An 18188-nucleotide genomic window follows, 5' to 3' on the forward strand; every position below is an offset into this window, starting at 1 on the left:
TATCCCACTGCAATCAGTAGATAGACGATTATCCAGATTGTCCATAACTTACAAAAGGTTGTTGATTAGAAAATCCTTTTTCTGCATACAATCCATTCCCAGTGTGACGACCTCATCTCGTATTTGGTCAAACTTTAGGCTCTGATGTCCCCCTCTGTTATAAGGTTGTAGAAATATGATTTTTTTAATACCTTTTTGCAATATTATATAAACTATTTATCTGCATTTACAATTTCAAGTGCTTTTGAAACAGCTTTAAATGCATTAATTCTCCCATAACCGGTATAATTATCAAAACCTTTAGGAGTAATATCATCTGCAGAATTTTTGATTATTTCTTCCACTTCACTAGCTTTTAGTCCTGGAGCAACTGAAAGCACAAGTGCAGCAACTCCTGCAACATGTGGGGTTGCAGCAGATGTACCGTTAAATCCATCTTCATAATTACCAGTGCTATAGCCTGCCTTGTTCATAATATCAGTTGTGTAAATATGAACACCTGGGGCTGCAACATCAACTTGAGGACCATAATTACTGCCCCACCAATATTCGCCATCTTTACTTGTCTTACTTTTTCTTTGGCCATACTCATTACATGCTGCAACAGTTAACACACTACCTAGATTACCGGGGTAAGAGACTTTACCATTATCATTACCAGCGGCAAAACAAACAACGCATCCTTTTCCATTTCGACCTTTTTGTTTCGCATAATTGATTGCATTTGTAATTGTTTGGCTATCACCGCCGCCTCCCCAGCTGTTACTAAGGACATCAGCTCCTCGGTCTACAGATTTAACAATTCCATCTGCAATTTTGGCATCATCAGTAACCCATACTATTTCGCCTCCACTCTCAACTCCATATGCGATTCTTATTCCCATTATTTTACAATCTGGAGCCACACCGGCTATTCCTTTGTTGTTATTACTTTTTGCGGCTGCTATCCCTGCACAAGCGGTTCCATGCGCATCAGTAGTTTCTGGATTTGGATTATCACGCTTAAAACAAGCATCATACCCGGTTACCAGTTTATCTGCTACATTCAAGTCTTCATGGGTGTAATCAACACCTTCATCTACGATAGCAATAATAATATCTTTACTTCCCTTTGTTATATCCCATGCTTCTAAAACATTGATGTCTTCTCCTACAATTCCGCCAGTTTGTCCAGTATTGTTAATGGCCCACTGCTTATTTACATTCGTATCATTAGGTAATGATGACATAGGTTTTAGCAACCGAACAAAATTTGGCTGTGCATATATTACCTTATCATCTTTTTGATAGGTATTTGCCAATTCCAATGCACTTTCTGCGTTGCCTTCTGTGGTCTCCACCAGGAACGTATTATCTTCTCCATTAATATTTTCAATCACTTTAACATTATTAAAGTCATTCAATTCATTAATTTCTTCTGCTGTTACATCAGATTTGAATTGGATAATAAACTGATTTGTAAGAATCATTGGCGTTTTATCTTCTGTCTCAACTACCATAAAATCATCATTTTCACGTTGATTTTTGCTTGAAAATGATTTACTTTCATTCACTTGATTCTCGCTTATTGTTTCTAAAATGATACCATTTTTTAAATCAGTCAGATTTGAATTTAGGTTAGAAGTAAAAGATTTGTTTTTACTTTCCTTATTGCTATTATCTTTAAATGCTCTATATAAATCAGATATTTTTAAGGATATTTTTTTTTCATTACTCCAATAAAATAATTCCATGATAATTCTCCTTTTATTTTTGTTATTAATATATTAAAAACAGACCAAGTTGGTGCATGCTATGGATTTTCAATTGTCTTATCACATAGCAGTTTGAGGTCTATCTTTATTCTAATCCCTCCTTTTAATAAACATAGTATGATATTTAAAAAGAGGATGTGCTGACTGATTGGAATGATTTCTTGGTGCTTCTGGAGTCATGAAACCTTCAAAATGCGAATAGAACTTTTTTGTGTAATTCACATATTTTATGAGGTCATAATTTTTTAACTTCATAAATAAAACAGGGTCTTCTATGATTCATTATTTCATCATAGAAGACCCTGTTTTGCAGCGAAACTTTTACATGTTATACTTATGTTTCTATCGGTTATACTTTCCTAACTACAAAAGGTAGAATTAATATTTATCATTTATATGCTTCCCACCCCATGCACATAATTCATGAAGTGTAGGCATTAATGATTTCCCACGTTCGGAAAGATAATATTCAACCTTTGGTGGAACCTGTGGATATTCGTGGCGGATGATGAGAGCGTCTGCTTCTAATTCTTTTAACTGATTACTTAGCATTTTATGGGTAATTCCAGGAAGTGCTTTTTTAAGCTCACTGTATCGCATGATGCCTTTTCTCAAAAGACAGAACAGGATATGGAGTTTCCATTTGCCACCTATGAGGGATAAGGTATATTCAAAAGGTTTTGAATCAATATCTGCCTCATGCTTGCATTCATGATTTTGGGGATCATTCATTTATTTACGCTCTCCTTTTGGATAGTATCTCACTTAAAAGTGCATACTGTTTTAATTGTCGCATCTAAGTTATTATAAAGGATAGATAGAAAATAAACAATAAAAGAAAGGGGTAATTATGAATTTATTGAACGAATCAATCACCATAAAATCGGTTACAATTCCAAATCGAATTGTGATGCCTCCAATGGCAACATCAAAAGCAACAAACGGCGAGGTAACAAAACAACTGATCGATTACTATGATGAAAAGTCAAAGGGCGGTTATATCGGTTTAATTATTACAGAGCATCATTATGTAAGCAAAGATGGTATGGCCAGTGAAGGTCAAGTATCCATAGCAAGAGATGAAGATGTAGCGGGACTAAAAAAAATAGCAGATGTGATTCATAAGAATGGCAGTAAGGTCATAGTTCAGATCAGTCATGCTGGAAGTTCCGCATCTCAAGAAATAACTGGATGTGAACCAATCAGTGCAAGTGCAATCGTCAATGGAAGTATGACAGCTAAAACACAGCTCATTCCTCATGAAATGGACCACAGCGATATTCTTAGGGTTGTAAAATCTTTTGCCGATGCAGCAAAAAGAGTAAAAGAGGCTGGCTATGATGGTGTTGAGATACATTCTGCTCATGGTTACTTGCTGAATCAATTTTATTCCCCTCTTGGCAATAAACGTTTGGATGAATATGGTGGAACAATCGATGGAAGAATTAAAATTCATTTGGAAATCATTGGTGCAATCAGAAAGGTTGTAGGGGATGATTTCCTGTTAGCGCTTCGCCTCGGTGCTTGTGACTACATGGAAGGTGGCAATACCATTGAAGATGGAATATATGCATCTAAGAAATTTCAGGAAGCAGGGGTTGACCTGTTGGATATTTCAGGTGGTTATAATGGCATTGTACGTAAAGATACAAATGAACCAGGGTGGTTTGCTGATGCAACATTAGCAATAAAAAAAGAAGTATCTATCCCTTTGATTTTAACTGGTGGTGTGACGGATGTAAAAGATGCGGAACATTTACTAAAAGAGGGAAAGGCAGATTTCATTGGAATAGGAAGGGCTATTCTTAAGGATTCCAAATGGGCAGAAAAAGCAATGGGAATAAATAATTAACTTCCAAATCGGATTCTAAGCGGACTTTTTATTAAAAATACACTATGAAAGCATTTATGGAGTAAACCAACTTTTTACTTCTTGTTAATTTCATGAATTTATGATAGTTTAGTAGGATAAATAGCTTCAACATTATACTCTAAATGAAGGTGAGAATAAATAATGAAATTAAAACAAAAATCAGTTATAATACTTCCCATACTTATTCTATGTTTGATTGCAGTCTACTATATTACTTCTGCGCGATATAAAACCACAGAAAATCCATTGGAAACAAAGGTGGAAGAGTCAAGCACAGCTCCCACTACAACGAACGAGACCGAGGTTGTGACCAGCTCAAAATCCCCAGAACCCAATACAACAGCTCCTTCTGAGACAGCAACTTTATCTACAGAAGATATCTCAATCATTGAAGGGATCATTAATAACCAGAATACCAGTGTATTCAAAGGAAATGAAGGCAAGCAAAGCATATACATGGCCATATTTAGGAATGAAAATGAATTATCAGCCTCCTATGTAACCTCTTATGATGATGATACAGAGACCCATTTAACAGGATCCATTGATGTTAATCGTGCATCGTTTGCTTTATCCAATGAAGACGGCAGTATTACGTTTCAAGGATTAATAAAACCAGGAACACAAAAAGGGGATTTATTAGTAGTAGATTATAAAAATAAGAAGGACAACATAGAAGAAAACTTTGACCTATCACTCTCCCATTCCTTCGCTAGCTCCCCACAAGAACGATACCTTTTTGCAGAAGCATCTACAGAAGATGTTGAAACTTTTGCAAAGAATATCAAATTATATATTACAAGTGATAAGAAAAAAGAATTAGCAGAAATGATCCAGTATCCAATCAATGTTACCATCCGCGATGCGAAAAAAACAATAAATTCTTCTGATGAATTTATACAATCTTATGATGATATCATAACTGCGGAATTTAAAGATAAAATAAGCAAGAGCTATACCAGATACCTATTTAGCAATGATAAGGGCATCATGATGGGAAATGGTGAGATATGGATACATTCATTGAATGACAAAGGATTGAAGATTTTTGCAATTAACAATTAATTGCATTGACTAAAGACCGGACTGCCTGTAATGGCTTAGTCCGGTCTTTCTCATTTATTATGGTTGATTTATCTTATCTGTTATGTTTCCCTAACCACAAAAGAATATCAGCAATGATTTCGTTCCTGCTTGGTTCATTTAAAATCTCGTGGTAAAGATTAGCATAAACCCTAAGGCTCTTATCCTTCGAACTGATTTCCTCAAAGAACTCCAGGGAATCCTTAGCCGAAACAAGTCCATCATCTGCTCCATGAAGTATGAGCACTGGGTCTGAGAAGTTTCCAATCTGTTCTTTTAACCATTGTACACCTGCATAAATCTGGTTGATAAGACCAGTACTGATCTGTTTTTCAACCAGCGGGTCACTCGCATAGGCTTCTATGACATTAGAATCGCTGCAAACTCCGTCCCCAAGTTGGTTTGGTAAATAAGTATCTTCCGGAGCTACAATCGGAAAGGTATCTCCCATAATAGGATTGTTATAATGTGTCAGGGCACCAGAGGTAATGATTCCGTCCACGATCCCTGGATGCTTGGTACCATAGAGGGTTACGGTCTCTCCTCCCATACTGTGGCCGAATAAGAATACCTTTTTTCCTCCACTCTCTTTTTGGGCAATCGCAACGATTGTGGACAGATCATCTGGCATCTCGTTGAAATCACTGAAGTAAACCTTCTTGCCTTCGGATTTCCCATGTCCTCTCTGGTCATATCGGTAAACGCTGTATCCATTCTCATTGAGTTTTTCCGTAAAATAGTCATAACGGTTTAAATGCTCACACAGACCATGGGCTATGACAACCAATGCCCTGGGTTCTTCCACAATATCCGCTCGAAACCTCAATCTCGTTCCATCGACAGAGGAAACCATTTCCTCTCTCATAATACTTTCTCTCTTCATTGTTTTCCCCTTTCATACATGCTTCATTATCAGGTCAACTGGTCTGATTTATTGAAAAAAGGACAATTATCAGTTAGTATCATCATACTACAAGAATTGTTCTGAGACAAGCGTCTAAACCACTACACCAGAAACGAGTATATCCGACTGTCAAGTAAGTCGAATATACTCGTTTTTAAGGTTACATTTGGGCAATCTTATGAGGATTTAAAATATTATTAGGATCATATACCTTTTTAATGCCGTTCATCAAATTCAGATTCACCTCAGGAAGGGATCCTCTTAGATAAGGCTTCTTTGCAAATCCGATGCCATGTTCCCCAGACACCTGACCTCCCAGGTTTCTGGCTTTTGCGTACACCTTTTCCATGGCTTTGTTCATCCGTTTTTCCCATTCCTCATCGTTTAAATCATCTTTTAGCATATAGGCATGGAGATTTCCGTCTCCAGCATGACCAAAACTTTTAATCCTTAGATCACACTCCTCTTGGAGGCTATGAAGATAAGTTACCATTTCATTGACGGAACTCCTTGGAACTACCATATCTACCTCATCCATGTAAGTGGTAGAGCCTTTGATTGCTTCTAAGAACGCCCCTCTTGCCTTCCAGATAGAATCCTCCCGCTCTTCGGTATCGGATATCAAGACATCTAAGGCACCTTGCTCCAGACAGAGTTTCGCAACACTGTCATACGCCTTCTCAATTTCTTCTAATGAATTTCCATCGAATTTCAAGAGGAGATACGCATCTGACTGTTTATCTGGAAACGTTTTTCCTAAATACTGTTCGGCATCAATGATAACTTCTCTCTGCATGAATTCAATGGCTGTGGGAATGGTCTTTGATTTAACAATGAGTGGCACGGTATTGATGGCATGATCCAGGGTAGGAAAGGGAATCAGCAGACTGATTACAAACTTTGGACGGGGGATCAGCTTTAAGATTGCTTTTGTGATAAAGCCTAAGGTTCCCTCGGCTCCAATCATCAAATCCTTTAGGGCATAACCGGAACTGTTCTTTACGACCTTACCGCCAAACTCCGTGATCTCTCCACTTGGGAGAACCACCTCTAGGCCTCTTACATAATCCCTTGTCACTCCATATTTTACAGCTCGCATTCCACCTGCATTGGTGCTGATATTTCCTCCAATGGTGGCAGATTTCTCGCCTGGATCTGGGGGGTAGAATAAGTCATGATCTTCCACGTATGCTGAAAGTTCCATGAGCAATACACCTGGTTCTACGGTGATAGTTAGATTATCCTCATCTAATTCAAGCACCTGATTCATTAATGTGGTATCAATCATAATTCCGTGTTCGATTGCAACAGAGGAACCCACAAGACCAGTACCAGCCCCTCTTGGAGTTACGGGTATCACATGTTTGAACGCATATTTCATGACTTCAGAGATCTCTTTTGCTGATTTTGCCTTCACTACAATATCAGGATAACTGCTGGTACCACTTAACTCATCGTGACTATACTCTTCGTTGATAAAATCTCCGATTAGGATACGTTCGTCATCCCCAATGATACCTTTTATGTACGCAATATCATCTTTATCTATTTTTTTATATCCCATGATTAAACTCCCTCCTTCTCTTTTATTTTTGCAATCAGCTTCGGGAGAATATCATAGAAATCGCCAACTAAACAGTAATGGGCTGATTTAAATATGGGTGCCTTTGGATCGTTATTGATTGCAAAAATGGTATCGGAATGATTCATGCCAGCCACAAACTGAATGGCACCGGAGACTCCACAGGTGATAATCAACTTCGGTCTAACCGTTCGACCACTTAAGCCAATCTGGTATTTTGCGTCCATCCAACCGGATTCAGCCATTGGTCTGGTACATGCCACCTGACCTCCTAAGAGATCCGCAAGTTCCCGAAGCATGTTGATATCCTCTTCTTTTTTTACACCTCTTCCAGCTACCACTAAAACATCAGAGTTTTCAATAAAGGTCTCTTTTGCTTTTGGTAAAATATCAATGACATCCACATGGGAGGAAAGCATTTCCTGATCCATATCACAGTCTACGATTACTCCTGACTTTGATTCCGCGCGAGCAGGGGCATTCATGATTTTATAACGCACCGTAGCAATCTGGGGACGGTGGTTTGGGGTCTTGATATGAGCCATGATATTGCCGCCAAAGGCGGGACGGATCTGGGATAAGTCTGAATTTTCATTCATCTCCAGTATGGTGCAGTCAGCAGTAAGCCCGGTTTTCATTCTAGCTGCTACTCTTGGTGCAAGCTGACGGCCTACGGTGGTTGCTCCTACTAAGATGGAGGATGGCTTTACTTTCTTGATGAAATCTTCAAAGACTGCAGTATAGGGTTCTATCTTAAAGCGTGCCAACTCTTCTTTATCATATACAAAGACCTTGTCAGCTCCGTAATGAAGAATTTCCTCGCTCTTGTCTCGGATCTCATTTCCCATAAAAAGGACGTAAACCTCCTGCCCGGTAACGGCTGCCATCTCCTTTGCTTTTCCAATTAGCTCAAAGGTAACGGGATGAATGGTTCCATCTACATGGTCTGCGTAAACAGCAACGCCCTTCCATTCGTCTTTGTTGATTTCCGGCTTTTTCACATCTTCTACATATTCCATTGCGCCCTCAGGACCCTTTTTAATGCAAAGGCGGCACATCTTACAGGCGGCATTTACAACAACCTTTCCATCCTGTTCTTCCAGTGCCCCAAAGGGACAGATATTGATCAGTTCCTGATGATCAGGAATTCTCTCCTGATGTACGATTAATCTTGCCATAACTTCACCTCCTAAACAAATTTCAGTTCTTCAACCTTATCAAACAGTTTTTTTGCAAGCATATCTCCAGAACCATTCCAAATTTCCTTTTTATCATTTGTCTCAGGAGGGAATATCTTCTGCACCTGGGTAGGTGATCCATTGAGACCATAATTCAGTTCGTCCTGATCCGTCATATCATCCAGTGTAAGGATCTGAATCTTTCTATCTTTTGTCTCCGTCTTTTTCACGTATGACGGAAGCCTTGGCTGAAAAATATCTTTATCCACTGCAAGTAAGCATGGGAATTTCACCTTTGCAACCTCTACTTCATCAGGAAGATCCATGTCAACCGTAATTCCATCTTCTTCAAACATGCGGATACTCACCACATTGGAAACACTAGGAAGGTTAAGCCACTCTGCGATTTCCGGACCTACCTGAGCGGTATCTCCATCTGTGGTCTGCTTACCACAAAGAATTAAATCATACTCTCCCATTGACTTAATTCCCTGAGCCAGGGTATAGCTGGTTGCAAGAACATCGGCTCCGCCAAAACGTCTGTCTGACAAAAGCGTCCCATGGTCTGCTCCCATGGAAAATGCCTCCTTGATCACCTGCATGGCCTGAGGAGGTCCCATGGATATGACATCAACCATACCTCCTGTTTTCTCTTTGATCCGAAGAGCCGTTTCAATGGCATACAAATCATAGGGATTCATCTTTGATGCCGCTCCGTCTCTTTTTAATACTCCTGTTACAGGATCCACTTCAACTTTATTGCTGTCAGGTACCTGCTTGATACAAACAAGAATTTTCATGTTTTTTCTTCCTTTCTTAGTAAAACCAGCTTCCAAAATATGCAATGCAGCCGGCGATTATTATGAAAACAGCACTGTATTTTACTGTTTTATTTAAAACCTTGCTTTCACTGCCCAGTAAACCTGCTGCCGCTGCTCCAATGGCAATGCTCTGAGGAGATATGATCTTACCGATGGTGGCACCTACCGTGCTTGAGGATACTAACCAAACGGGATTTATGCCTAGATTAACGGCTGTCTGAGCCTGCAAACTTCCAAACAGGACGCTAGAAGAGGTGCCGCTGCCAGTTACAAATGCCCCCAGTGCCCCTACAAGAGGAGCGGTAAGAGGATAGAAACTTCCTGTCAGTGACAGCATGGTTCCGGCAATGGCGGCTATCATTCCACTGTAGCCCATGATTTTGGACATAGTCATAATTGTAACAATGGTCAAAATTGTTTTCCACATCTGCTTTAAGGTACTTACAAACACCTTCCCCATAAGCTTAGCATCTGCGCCCTGTATCTTACCTCCTATGACTGCTGCTGCCCCAATCAAGAAACCAGGGGTAGCCAGCCAGACAAAGGTATATGGCTTAGCTCCTTCTCCTGTATAAATGTTCACTGACGTTTTAACGGCAGATAACAGATGATTGATCGAAGGAACCATCTTAGAGGTAAGGAGTAGGAATATAAAGATCAAGATGAAAGGCATCCAGGCCTTTGTTGCTTCCTTTGCCGTTATTTTATGTTCCCTCTCTGGGCCATTACTTTCAATCCTATACTTCGGATCCGTATCTTTAAACCATTTCTTTGATACCCCTATGGTGATGATCAAAGAACAGATGGAACCAATGATAACTGGTAGCTCTGCTCCAAGAAAAGCTGCCGCAATCAGCTCTGGCGCCGCAAATGAAACACCTGCAACCAAGGCCAGGGGCCAGACCCCCTTAAGAGCCTTTACAGAAGATCCGATGATGCAAACCATTACAAAAGGTGCAATCAAGATAAAGGGTGTCAACTGAAGGGCTGTTGCAAAAGCTACTTCCCCACTCTTTAGCCCTGCAATCTGGGCAACGGTAACCGTGGGAATTCCTACAGAGCCAAAGGCAGTAGGCGATGCATTTGCCACCAGACATGCTACGGTTACTGCAACCGGCGGAAACCCCATACCGCATAACATGCTGGCTGGAATTGCAATGGCAGTACCAAAGCCTGCCATACCTTCCATAAAACCTCCGAAACACCAACCAATGATCAGAAGCAAAATTCGCTTATCCCTGGATACCCCAGCCAGGATTTCTTTGATGCAGTCCATGCTTCCGGTGGCGATGCAAAGGTTATAGGTAAAGATAGCTGCAATAATTACAATACTAATTGGCCACAGTGCAAGTGCGACCCCCTCTAACCCCCCGGTTATGCACTCCAACAACGGCATTTTCCAGTAAGACATGGCTAATACAATTGCTATCACCAGTGCAATGGGACAGGCTTTTAATGCGGGAAGCTTTAAGAGGCTCAAGGCTACCATGAGCCATAAAATAGGTGATAATGCCATAAGAAAGATAATAATATTCATAACCGACCCCTCCATACATCTTTCACGGTTCTTCTTATAATGACTGAATTTTCTTAATTTCCTCTATTAAAAGAGGAACCACTTTAACAACATCACCTACAATCCCTACGTCCGCAATATCAAAGATAGGAGCGTCTTCATCCTTATTGACTGCTACGATGTATCCGGAACCAATCATTCCTGACACATGCTGGGTTGCCCCTGAGATTCCACAGGCAATATATAGCTTTGGAGCCACTATTTTTCCTGACTGCCCTACTTGATGGGAACGAGGCACCCATTCCGCCTCGATTGCCGGCCTTGTTGCCCCCACAACACCATGACAGGCCAAAGCAAGTTCTTCCACAAGCCTAAAGTTCTCTTTATTTCCCATTCCTCGTCCGCCGGAAACGATGACTTGCGCTTCCTCCAGATTAACCGTTTCTGCCATTTCATTAACTACTTCAACAATTTTTGCTCGGACAGTATTTTCTACACCCACCTGCTCTTTAATGATTTCGCCAGTTCTTTCCACCACTAGTTCCTTTTCAAACGCACCGGACCGGACGGCCGCAACGGCAGGTGTCCCCTTTATCACAAGATCATTTAAAACCGTTCCTCCATAAACCGGGCAGGTGAAGACAAAGTTCCCATCTTTGTCTGTGATTTCCATGACATCCACTGCACAACCTGTGGTTAGGTTCCCTGCGACCAGGGGAAGAATATCTTTTCCCACAAGGGTTCCTGCAGAAAGGATTAGGGAGGGCTTATATTTCTCCGCCAGCCTCGTGAGAATGGCCTCATAGACCTCCATCTCATAATTGTCCTTTGTTACAAGGATAACTTTGTCTGCTCCTGCCATGATGGCGGTATTGGCTGCATGTTCCAGATTACTGCCAATTAAGACGGCAATTACCTCTTCGCCCCTGGCTGCCGCCAGTTTATGGGCCTTTGTCAGTATCTCCAGTCCACCGTTTAAAGGAGTATCAGAAACGGTCTCAACATAAACCATAATATTTTTTGCATCTGAATGACTCATCTTCTCTTCCTCCTAAAAAACCTTGGCTGCCGTCATAACAGACATTGCCTGTGCAACTACTTCCTGTTCGTTATCCGCTTTCAGCTTAATACCTGCTACCCGCTTTGCCGGCTCAAATACCCGGATCACCTCCAGCATACTGCTTACTTCCTCGGAAGGTGACAACTCCTTTATCTCCTTTTTCCTGGCAGCCATCTTACTTTTGATGGTGGGATATCTGGGATCGTAATCAGGTTTTTGAACGGTGACAACACAGGGAGTTTTTGCTTCTATGCTGCGATAGCCTTCCTCTGTTTCCTGTTTTATCCTCATGATGCCATCCATTGGCTCCACTTTAATGATATTGGTTGCCACTGGAAGACGAAGCTTACTTGCCAAAAGGAGGCCCACCTGGCTGGAAGCATAATCCGTAGATTCCTTTCCGCAGAGAATCAGATCAAATTTGGTTTCTAACTCCCCTTCTATGTCATGAACCGCCTTTTTTAAGATATTTGCGATTCCACATGGGTCCAAGGACTCAGACTTTTCATGTTTCACCAGATAAGCGTGATCTGCGCCTACTGCCAGACAGTTTTTGAGGGAATTCTTCACCTCATCATTCCCCACGGAAACCACTGTAATCTCACCGCCAAACGTTTCTTTTAACCTGGCTGCCATCTCAAGGGCATAGGTATCGAACGCATTCACCACTGGTGTTACACCTATAAGAGCTGGTTCTTTTGTGCCTAGATCCAAGGAAATCTCCACGGAATCATCAGGCACCTGCTTGATACAAACTAACATTTCCATGCTTTGCACGCTCCTTCTTTATCTTCCAATGACGTTGTTCGCAACAACCATTCTCTGGATTTCGTTGGTTCCCTCAAAGATTTGGAATATCTTTGCATCTCGTAACAGCTTTTCAACGGGATATTCCCGGCTGTATCCGTATCCACCAAACACCTGAATGGCCTCGGAGGCCACTTCCATGGCAATGTCTGAGGCATAGCACTTTGCAACGGCAGATTCCGTGGTATAGGAAAGTCCCATATCCATACGGGTCAATGCATGAGCTACCATCTGACGGGCGGTCTCAGTCTTAATATGCATATCAGCAACCTTAAACTGCAACGCCTGATTCTTAATGACAGGCTTACCAAACTGGATTCTCTCTTTCCCGTATGTAACTGCCTCATCAATGCCTCTCTGGGCAATGCCTGCTGCAATACAGCCCATCCAGGTTCTTGCCTGATCCAAGGTTTTCATGGCAATGGAAAATCCTTTTCCTTCTTCCCCAATTAAGTTGGAAGCTGGTATTCTTAAGTCCTCCATCACTACATCACAGGTGTTGGAGGTTCTGATTCCCATTTTGTCTTCTTCTTTTCCGGTACTAAGCCCTGGAGTACCAGCTTCTACAAGAAACATAGACATTCCTTTTACCCCAATGGTCTTATCTGTCATTGCTGTGACACAGTAAAAGGAGGCCACCTCTCCATTAGTGATGAAGCATTTTCTTCCATTTAATATGTACTCATCTCCATCTTTGACTGCTGTTGTCTTACCTGCACCAGCATCGGAGCCTGCTCCTGGTTCGGTGAGACAAAAGGCACCAAGGCCTCCCTCTAAAACCAACTCACACACCCGTTCCTTCTGCTCCTTACTTCCAGCAATCAATACTGGCTTTAAGGCAAGACCACTGGCGGAAATCGTGGTAGCAAACCCGGCATCTGCAATTGCCATCTGCTCAATCAGAGCTGCCACATCCACACGATTTAATCCTGGTCCTCCGTATTCCTCTGGAACCTCAAGTGCCTGATATCCCTGCTCAAACGCCTTTTCGTAAATATTCTTTGGCCAGTCCCCAGAAGCGTCGTATTCCTTACATTGTTCCTTTACTTCTTTCTCGCAAAAGGTCTTAACATCCTGCAATAAGTCCTGTGCTTCCTCTGATATCAAATATGCCATTTTCTTCGCCTCCTGATGATTTTCTATTTAAAGCTTGTAGCAGATTTTACCTGGGTTGAGTATCATCTTTGGATCAAATACTTCTTTAATCCCCTTCATCAAACGCATACTTGTTTCCCCTGCAAAAGCGGCAAGATATTCCATTTTACCGGAACCAATGCCATGCTCTCCTGATATCAGGCCACCGCATTCGGCTGCTTTTTTATAGATAATATCCATAAATTCAGCTACCTGCCGTTTGAATTCCTCTTCTTCCATCTCATTGGCACAGGCATAGATGTGGAGATTGCCATCTCCTGCGTGACCAAAGCTTTTGATGGCAAAATCGTACTGGTCTTCCAATGATTTTACAAAAGATAGATAGGTTGGAATCTGATTAACCGGAACCACCACGTCACACTCATCCAAAAGCTTTGTTTCTGCCTCAATGGCTTCTAAGAAGGTGCTTCTTGCCTCCCAGGCATCCTTTTTTTTCACAGGCGTATCTGCCACCAGTACGTCTACAGCACCTTCCTCCAATACCACCTCTGCCGCCTGCTCAGATAGTTCTTCTAAAAGATCCATTCGATCACCGTCAAAGGTAATGAGTAAGTAAGCGCCAATATTCACGCCCTCCACTTCTTTTGGAAAGACATTTTTCCCAAGGTACCGCTCAGAAGAAAGGACAATTTCCTTTTCCATGAATTCCAGTGCCTGAGGCTTTAGTCCTGCCATAAATATTTTAGGTACGGCTCCGATGCAGTCTTTGAGATTTTCAAAGGGAACGATAAGGCTTATGGTCTCTTTTGGGGCTGGAATCACTTTAAGGGTTAGTTCGGTTATAATTCCCAAAGTCCCCTCTGAACCAATCATAAGATGAATCAGACTGTAACCCGTAGAGGTCTTTGATACCGATGCACCAAGATGAATAATTTCTCCGGTAGGAAGCACTACGGTCATGGCCCTAACATAGTCTCTGGTGCAGCCATATTTGACCGCCCGCATACCGCCCGCATTGGTTGAGACATTTCCTCCCAAGGTTGCAAACTTCTCTCCTGGATCTGGTGGATATAAAAGTCCCTGATTCTTGGCATCCTCTGCAAGCGTATTTAACAGTACGCCTGGCTCCACCCTGACAACAAAGTTCTCCATGTCATAATCAAGAATCTTGTTCATCTTGCTCATGTCAATTAGTACCCCACCGTGAAGGGCCACAGCTGCCCCTGTAAGTCCGGTTCCTGCCCCTCTTGGAATCACTGGTATGTTGTTTTCAAAACACAGTTTTACAATGGCAGCAATGTCCTCTGTGTTGGTTGCTTCAATCACGACTTCCGGAATTCCTTTTCCATATATGGGCATCTCATCATGAAAATAATCCTCGTTGATCTCTTCTTTTTCATGGACTTTCCCAGGTATGATTTTTTTGAACTCCTGTATCAATTGTGGAGTGACTTTGTTGTAAATCACTTCTTCCATCTTTATTTCCTCCTTTACTGAAATCTACGATTGCCTGTTGTTTCTGACGATGACGGAGACTCCATCTGGAATTACAGTTATCTTTCCGTCAGTTTTATTTAGATAATCATCTGCCATGGAAATTGCCTCCTCCACGGTATCTGCATAATCCATCTGCATATCACAAACCATTTCCTTCGGTGCTTTTGTCACCATAATGACCTTATGCTTTAATAGGATTCGACACAAAATCTGTGACTCCCACTGATCCGGTACGGTTTTATCCCTAGGGGTATCAAGGAAACGCCTCATAATTGCATTCTTATCTTCTCCCCCTGCAAATGTATCATATAGAGATTCTCCTCCATGGCCGTCCATACAGCTTGATACCATGATGATGACACCTCCGGGATTGCAGGTTGCCTCCGCAGCCGTCATGCCTTTTACCGATTGATATATATTTTGATCCAAGGGATAACCGCCGTTTGTAGAGATGACGATATCGGAAGGAATGGCATCCACGCCAGAAAGTGTGTCCACAAATCTACAGCCTTCCTTATGTGCCTCATCAAAATGACCTGCATACGCCTTTATGACCTTCTTATTTTCATCCAGCACCACATTAACGATAAACGCCAGTTTTGCCTTCTTTGCGGCATAAATCATATCTCTATGTATGGGATTGCCCTCCAAAATACCGGTTCTGGCATACTCACTGTCAATAAACTCAGAACAATGGTTTGCCATGACCGTCTCACCACTTGAGACTCCTGGAAGCACGCTTTTTCTTCCCCCGGAAAAACCTGCGAAGAAATGGGGCTCAATAAACCCTTCCGAAATAAGAAGGTCTGCCTCTGCTGCAATCCGATGAATCAAGAACTTTCCACCAGAAGGGAGGGTGTCTAGAAAGACCATATCCTCATCCTTTTGACTTTCATGTATCACAAAGTGGATATCTGTCCTGTCAACGATTTCCTGCCCGAACTTATCAATTAACTCACCCCTTGTGGTTGGTCTGTGAAATCCGGTGGCAATGAGAATCGTAAGCTGTGCTTCTGGATTGCCCTCCTTGATTTCCTCTATCATAGCAGGTGCTATGACCTTACTTGGAACCGGGCGGGTATGGTCACTTGCAATTAAGACTATGTTTTTCTTTCCCTTCACTAATTCCTTAAGCCTTTTAGAATGAATGGGCTGTTCCATGGCTCTGCGGACAATAGCTTCTTCCTCCCCGTCTGCCTTATAACTGTGAGCACCTGACAATAAAATTCCATTTAATCTGTTATCAGGAATGGACTCGCTGATGTTTCCCCTTCCAAAGGGTAGCTTAATAACCGCCATTCGTTTTACCTCCTTTTACGTTCTTAACCTTTGTATTGATAAAAGCCACTTCCTGTTTTTTGTCCCAGCTTTCCGCCTCTTACCATCTTTTTTAAGAGGGGATGCGGACGATATTTGGGGTCTCCTGTTTCGGAGTAAAGAACTTCCATAATCGCCATTACCACATCAAGTCCAATTAAGTCCCCCAATTCCAATGGGCCCATGGGATGGTTGGCTCCAAGCTTCATTGCACTGTCAATTCCCTCTGGGTCTGCAACGCCCTCTGCAAAGATACCAATGCCTTCATTGATCATGGGTATGAGTATTCTGTTTACAACAAAACCAGCGGCTTCTTCTACCTGCACTGGAACCTTTCCGATATCAGTTGCGATTCTTTTTATCTCCTTCACCATATCAGAAGGGGTATTAAGCCCTGCAATTACTTCCACCAATTTCATGACTGGTGCTGGATTAAAAAAGTGCATTCCTGCTACTGGACGATCAAGACCGGCTCCAAGTTGTGTAATGGAAAGAGAAGAAGTGTTGCTTACAAACATGCAATCTTCTCTGCAAATCCCCTGAAGTTTTTGAAAGGTATGCTTTTTTATTTCCATATTTTCTATGGCTGCTTCAATCACCAGATCGCAGTCGAGACAGATGTCAATGACTCCTGTTTTGATTTTGGTCAAAAGCTCATCTGCTTCTTCCTTTGTTACCTTTCCTTTTAAGATCCTGCGTTCCAACCCTATTTCAATCTTTTTCTTTCCATTGGCGGCAAATTCCTCATTAATATCACACAGACAGACTTCATATCCCTTTGACTGGGCAAATGCCTGGGCGATTCCTGATCCCATAGTTCCTGCACCGATAATGCCTACTTTCATCTCATATACCTCCTTTTACCCCTACCTATTAGGGCAATGCCCTTAGCTTACTTCATGATAAAGTTCCGTTCCTTTCTCTTTTCAAGAAATGCGCCCATTCCTTCCTTTTGATCCTGTGTTTCAAAACAATCTCCAAATAGCTTTTCTTCTATCATAACCGCTTGATCCATATCTACCTGAAGACCGTCGTTAATGGCTTTTTTACAATTTCTTACTGCAATGGGAGCATTGTCAGCAATTCCTTTTGCCATCTTTTTGGCCTCTAAGAGCAGCTCCTTTTGAGGGTAGATGGCATTGACCAGACCAATGCGATAAGCTTCCTCTGCTTTGATATTCCTAGCTGTATAGATCATCTGTTTTGCCATTCCAGGTCCGATGATTCTTGCCAGTCTCTGGGTTCCTCCAAAGCCGGGAGTGATTCCAAGTCCTGCTTCTGGCTGACCAAATACGGCATTCTCAGAACAGATTCGTATGTCGCAGCTCAAACAAAGCTCACAACCTCCGCCAAGAGCAAATCCATTGACTGCTGCTATGATGGGTAGGGGAAACGTTTCCAGGCGATGGAAGAGATCGTTTCCTTTTTTACCAAAGGTCTCTCCTTCCTTTTTTGTGAAGGTTTTCATTTCCCCAATATCTGCACCTGCTACAAAGGACTTTTCTCCATCTCCCGTAAGGATAAGCGCTCTCACCAGACTGGTATCAATGTGAGTAAGAATTTCATCAAGTTCTTCTAAGACCTGGCTGTTTAAGGCATTCAATGCGTTTGGACGGTTAATGGTAATGATACCTGTCAGTCCCTCAACTTCGTATGTAACAAATTCCATATCCCTGCACCTCCATCTTTTTATGGTGTCAA

General features: G+C 41.9%; 16 protein-coding genes. 2 read left to right on the forward strand and 14 right to left on the reverse strand.

Features of this window, described 5'->3' with window-relative positions; translation table 11 throughout:
* Nucleotides 1–212: 212 nt before the first annotated feature.
* Both BET01_RS15225 and BET01_RS15230 read right to left on the reverse strand, forming a co-directional pair.
* Nucleotides 213–1733 carry a S8 family peptidase gene (locus BET01_RS15225; protein WP_120197669.1) on the reverse strand — a complete coding sequence of 507 codons (1521 nt, stop codon included), beginning with the start codon at nucleotides 1731–1733 and terminating at the stop codon, nucleotides 213–215.
* A 399-nt stretch (nucleotides 1734–2132) separates the two neighbouring features.
* Nucleotides 2133–2486, reverse strand: a complete 354-nt coding sequence (locus BET01_RS15230; RefSeq protein ID WP_120197670.1) for a winged helix-turn-helix transcriptional regulator — start codon at nucleotides 2484–2486, stop codon at nucleotides 2133–2135.
* 118 nt (nucleotides 2487–2604) lie between these two features.
* On the opposite strand from BET01_RS15230, the gene BET01_RS15235 reads away from it, so the two are divergent.
* Nucleotides 2605–3606, forward strand: coding sequence for an NADH:flavin oxidoreductase (locus tag BET01_RS15235; RefSeq protein WP_120197671.1), 1002 nt, complete (start codon nucleotides 2605–2607; stop codon nucleotides 3604–3606).
* Nucleotides 3607–3768: 162 nt separating this feature from the next.
* On the forward strand, nucleotides 3769–4692 hold the full coding sequence (locus tag BET01_RS15240) for a hypothetical protein (protein WP_120197672.1): 924 nt from the start codon (nucleotides 3769–3771) through the stop codon (nucleotides 4690–4692).
* Between the two features lie 73 nt (nucleotides 4693–4765).
* Here BET01_RS15240 and BET01_RS15245 read toward each other — a convergent pair whose 3' ends face one another.
* From BET01_RS15245 to BET01_RS15300, 12 genes are all read right to left on the reverse strand, one after another.
* On the reverse strand, nucleotides 4766–5593 hold the full coding sequence (locus BET01_RS15245) for an alpha/beta hydrolase (protein WP_243117242.1): 828 nt from the start codon (nucleotides 5591–5593) through the stop codon (nucleotides 4766–4768).
* A 181-nt stretch (nucleotides 5594–5774) separates the two neighbouring features.
* On the reverse strand, nucleotides 5775–7178 hold the full coding sequence (locus BET01_RS15250) for an FAD-binding oxidoreductase (protein ID WP_120197673.1): 1404 nt from the start codon (nucleotides 7176–7178) through the stop codon (nucleotides 5775–5777).
* 2 nt (nucleotides 7179–7180) lie between these two features.
* Nucleotides 7181–8374, reverse strand: a complete 1194-nt coding sequence (locus BET01_RS15255) for an electron transfer flavoprotein subunit alpha (protein WP_120197674.1) — start codon at nucleotides 8372–8374, stop codon at nucleotides 7181–7183.
* A gap of 11 nt (nucleotides 8375–8385) precedes the next feature.
* On the reverse strand, nucleotides 8386–9174 hold the full coding sequence (locus BET01_RS15260; RefSeq protein WP_120197675.1) for an electron transfer flavoprotein subunit beta/FixA family protein: 789 nt from the start codon (nucleotides 9172–9174) through the stop codon (nucleotides 8386–8388).
* A gap of 16 nt (nucleotides 9175–9190) precedes the next feature.
* Nucleotides 9191–10732, reverse strand: coding sequence for an L-lactate permease (locus tag BET01_RS15265; RefSeq protein WP_120197676.1), 1542 nt, complete (start codon nucleotides 10730–10732; stop codon nucleotides 9191–9193).
* Nucleotides 10733–10766: 34 nt separating this feature from the next.
* Nucleotides 10767–11750, reverse strand: coding sequence for an electron transfer flavoprotein subunit alpha/FixB family protein (locus BET01_RS15270; protein WP_120197677.1), 984 nt, complete (start codon nucleotides 11748–11750; stop codon nucleotides 10767–10769).
* Between the two features lie 12 nt (nucleotides 11751–11762).
* The gene (locus BET01_RS15275) at nucleotides 11763–12539 is read right to left on the reverse strand and encodes an electron transfer flavoprotein subunit beta/FixA family protein (RefSeq protein WP_120197678.1); all 777 of its coding nucleotides are present in this window, start codon (nucleotides 12537–12539) and stop codon (nucleotides 11763–11765) included.
* Nucleotides 12540–12557: 18 nt separating this feature from the next.
* A complete protein-coding gene (locus BET01_RS15280; RefSeq protein WP_120197679.1) occupies nucleotides 12558–13694 on the reverse strand; it encodes an acyl-CoA dehydrogenase family protein in 1137 nt (378 codons plus the stop codon).
* Between the two features lie 27 nt (nucleotides 13695–13721).
* Nucleotides 13722–15149, reverse strand: coding sequence for an FAD-binding oxidoreductase (locus BET01_RS15285; RefSeq protein WP_120197680.1), 1428 nt, complete (start codon nucleotides 15147–15149; stop codon nucleotides 13722–13724).
* A gap of 24 nt (nucleotides 15150–15173) precedes the next feature.
* A complete protein-coding gene (larA, locus tag BET01_RS15290; RefSeq protein ID WP_120197681.1) occupies nucleotides 15174–16469 on the reverse strand; it encodes a nickel-dependent lactate racemase in 1296 nt (431 codons plus the stop codon).
* A 23-nt stretch (nucleotides 16470–16492) separates the two neighbouring features.
* Nucleotides 16493–17332 (reverse strand): 3-hydroxyacyl-CoA dehydrogenase NAD-binding domain-containing protein, encoded by an 840-nt coding sequence (locus BET01_RS15295; protein ID WP_120197682.1) that lies wholly within the window; start codon nucleotides 17330–17332, stop codon nucleotides 16493–16495.
* A gap of 47 nt (nucleotides 17333–17379) precedes the next feature.
* Nucleotides 17380–18156, reverse strand: coding sequence for an enoyl-CoA hydratase-related protein (locus tag BET01_RS15300; protein ID WP_120197683.1), 777 nt, complete (start codon nucleotides 18154–18156; stop codon nucleotides 17380–17382).
* Nucleotides 18157–18188 lie beyond the last annotated feature (32 nt).

The sequence above is a fragment of the Lacrimispora algidixylanolytica genome, from assembly GCF_003609635.1.
Classification (GTDB): domain Bacteria; phylum Bacillota; class Clostridia; order Lachnospirales; family Lachnospiraceae; genus Lacrimispora; species Lacrimispora algidixylanolytica.

What these genes read in the sequence shown, in the direction of transcription:
- BET01_RS15245 (WP_243117242.1), bottom strand. Translation starts at nt 5,593, where the DNA reads ATGAAGAGAGAAAGTATTATGAGAGAGGAAATGGTTTCCTCTGTCGAT.
- BET01_RS15270 (WP_120197677.1), bottom strand. Translation starts at nt 11,750, where the DNA reads ATGAGTCATTCAGATGCAAAAAATATTATGGTTTATGTTGAGACCGTT.
- BET01_RS15275 (WP_120197678.1), bottom strand. Translation starts at nt 12,539, where the DNA reads ATGGAAATGTTAGTTTGTATCAAGCAGGTGCCTGATGATTCCGTGGAG.
- BET01_RS15240 (WP_120197672.1), top strand. Translation starts at nt 3,769, where the DNA reads ATGAAATTAAAACAAAAATCAGTTATAATACTTCCCATACTTATTCTA.
- BET01_RS15300 (WP_120197683.1), bottom strand. Translation starts at nt 18,156, where the DNA reads ATGGAATTTGTTACATACGAAGTTGAGGGACTGACAGGTATCATTACC.
- BET01_RS15265 (WP_120197676.1), bottom strand. Translation starts at nt 10,732, where the DNA reads ATGAATATTATTATCTTTCTTATGGCATTATCACCTATTTTATGGCTC.
- larA (WP_120197681.1), bottom strand. Translation starts at nt 16,469, where the DNA reads ATGGCGGTTATTAAGCTACCCTTTGGAAGGGGAAACATCAGCGAGTCC.
- BET01_RS15295 (WP_120197682.1), bottom strand. Translation starts at nt 17,332, where the DNA reads ATGAAAGTAGGCATTATCGGTGCAGGAACTATGGGATCAGGAATCGCC.
- BET01_RS15285 (WP_120197680.1), bottom strand. Translation starts at nt 15,149, where the DNA reads ATGGAAGAAGTGATTTACAACAAAGTCACTCCACAATTGATACAGGAG.
- BET01_RS15255 (WP_120197674.1), bottom strand. Translation starts at nt 8,374, where the DNA reads ATGGCAAGATTAATCGTACATCAGGAGAGAATTCCTGATCATCAGGAA.
- BET01_RS15225 (WP_120197669.1), bottom strand. Translation starts at nt 1,733, where the DNA reads ATGGAATTATTTTATTGGAGTAATGAAAAAAAAATATCCTTAAAAATA.
- BET01_RS15235 (WP_120197671.1), top strand. Translation starts at nt 2,605, where the DNA reads ATGAATTTATTGAACGAATCAATCACCATAAAATCGGTTACAATTCCA.
- BET01_RS15280 (WP_120197679.1), bottom strand. Translation starts at nt 13,694, where the DNA reads ATGGCATATTTGATATCAGAGGAAGCACAGGACTTATTGCAGGATGTT.
- BET01_RS15260 (WP_120197675.1), bottom strand. Translation starts at nt 9,174, where the DNA reads ATGAAAATTCTTGTTTGTATCAAGCAGGTACCTGACAGCAATAAAGTT.
- BET01_RS15230 (WP_120197670.1), bottom strand. Translation starts at nt 2,486, where the DNA reads ATGAATGATCCCCAAAATCATGAATGCAAGCATGAGGCAGATATTGAT.
- BET01_RS15250 (WP_120197673.1), bottom strand. Translation starts at nt 7,178, where the DNA reads ATGGGATATAAAAAAATAGATAAAGATGATATTGCGTACATAAAAGGT.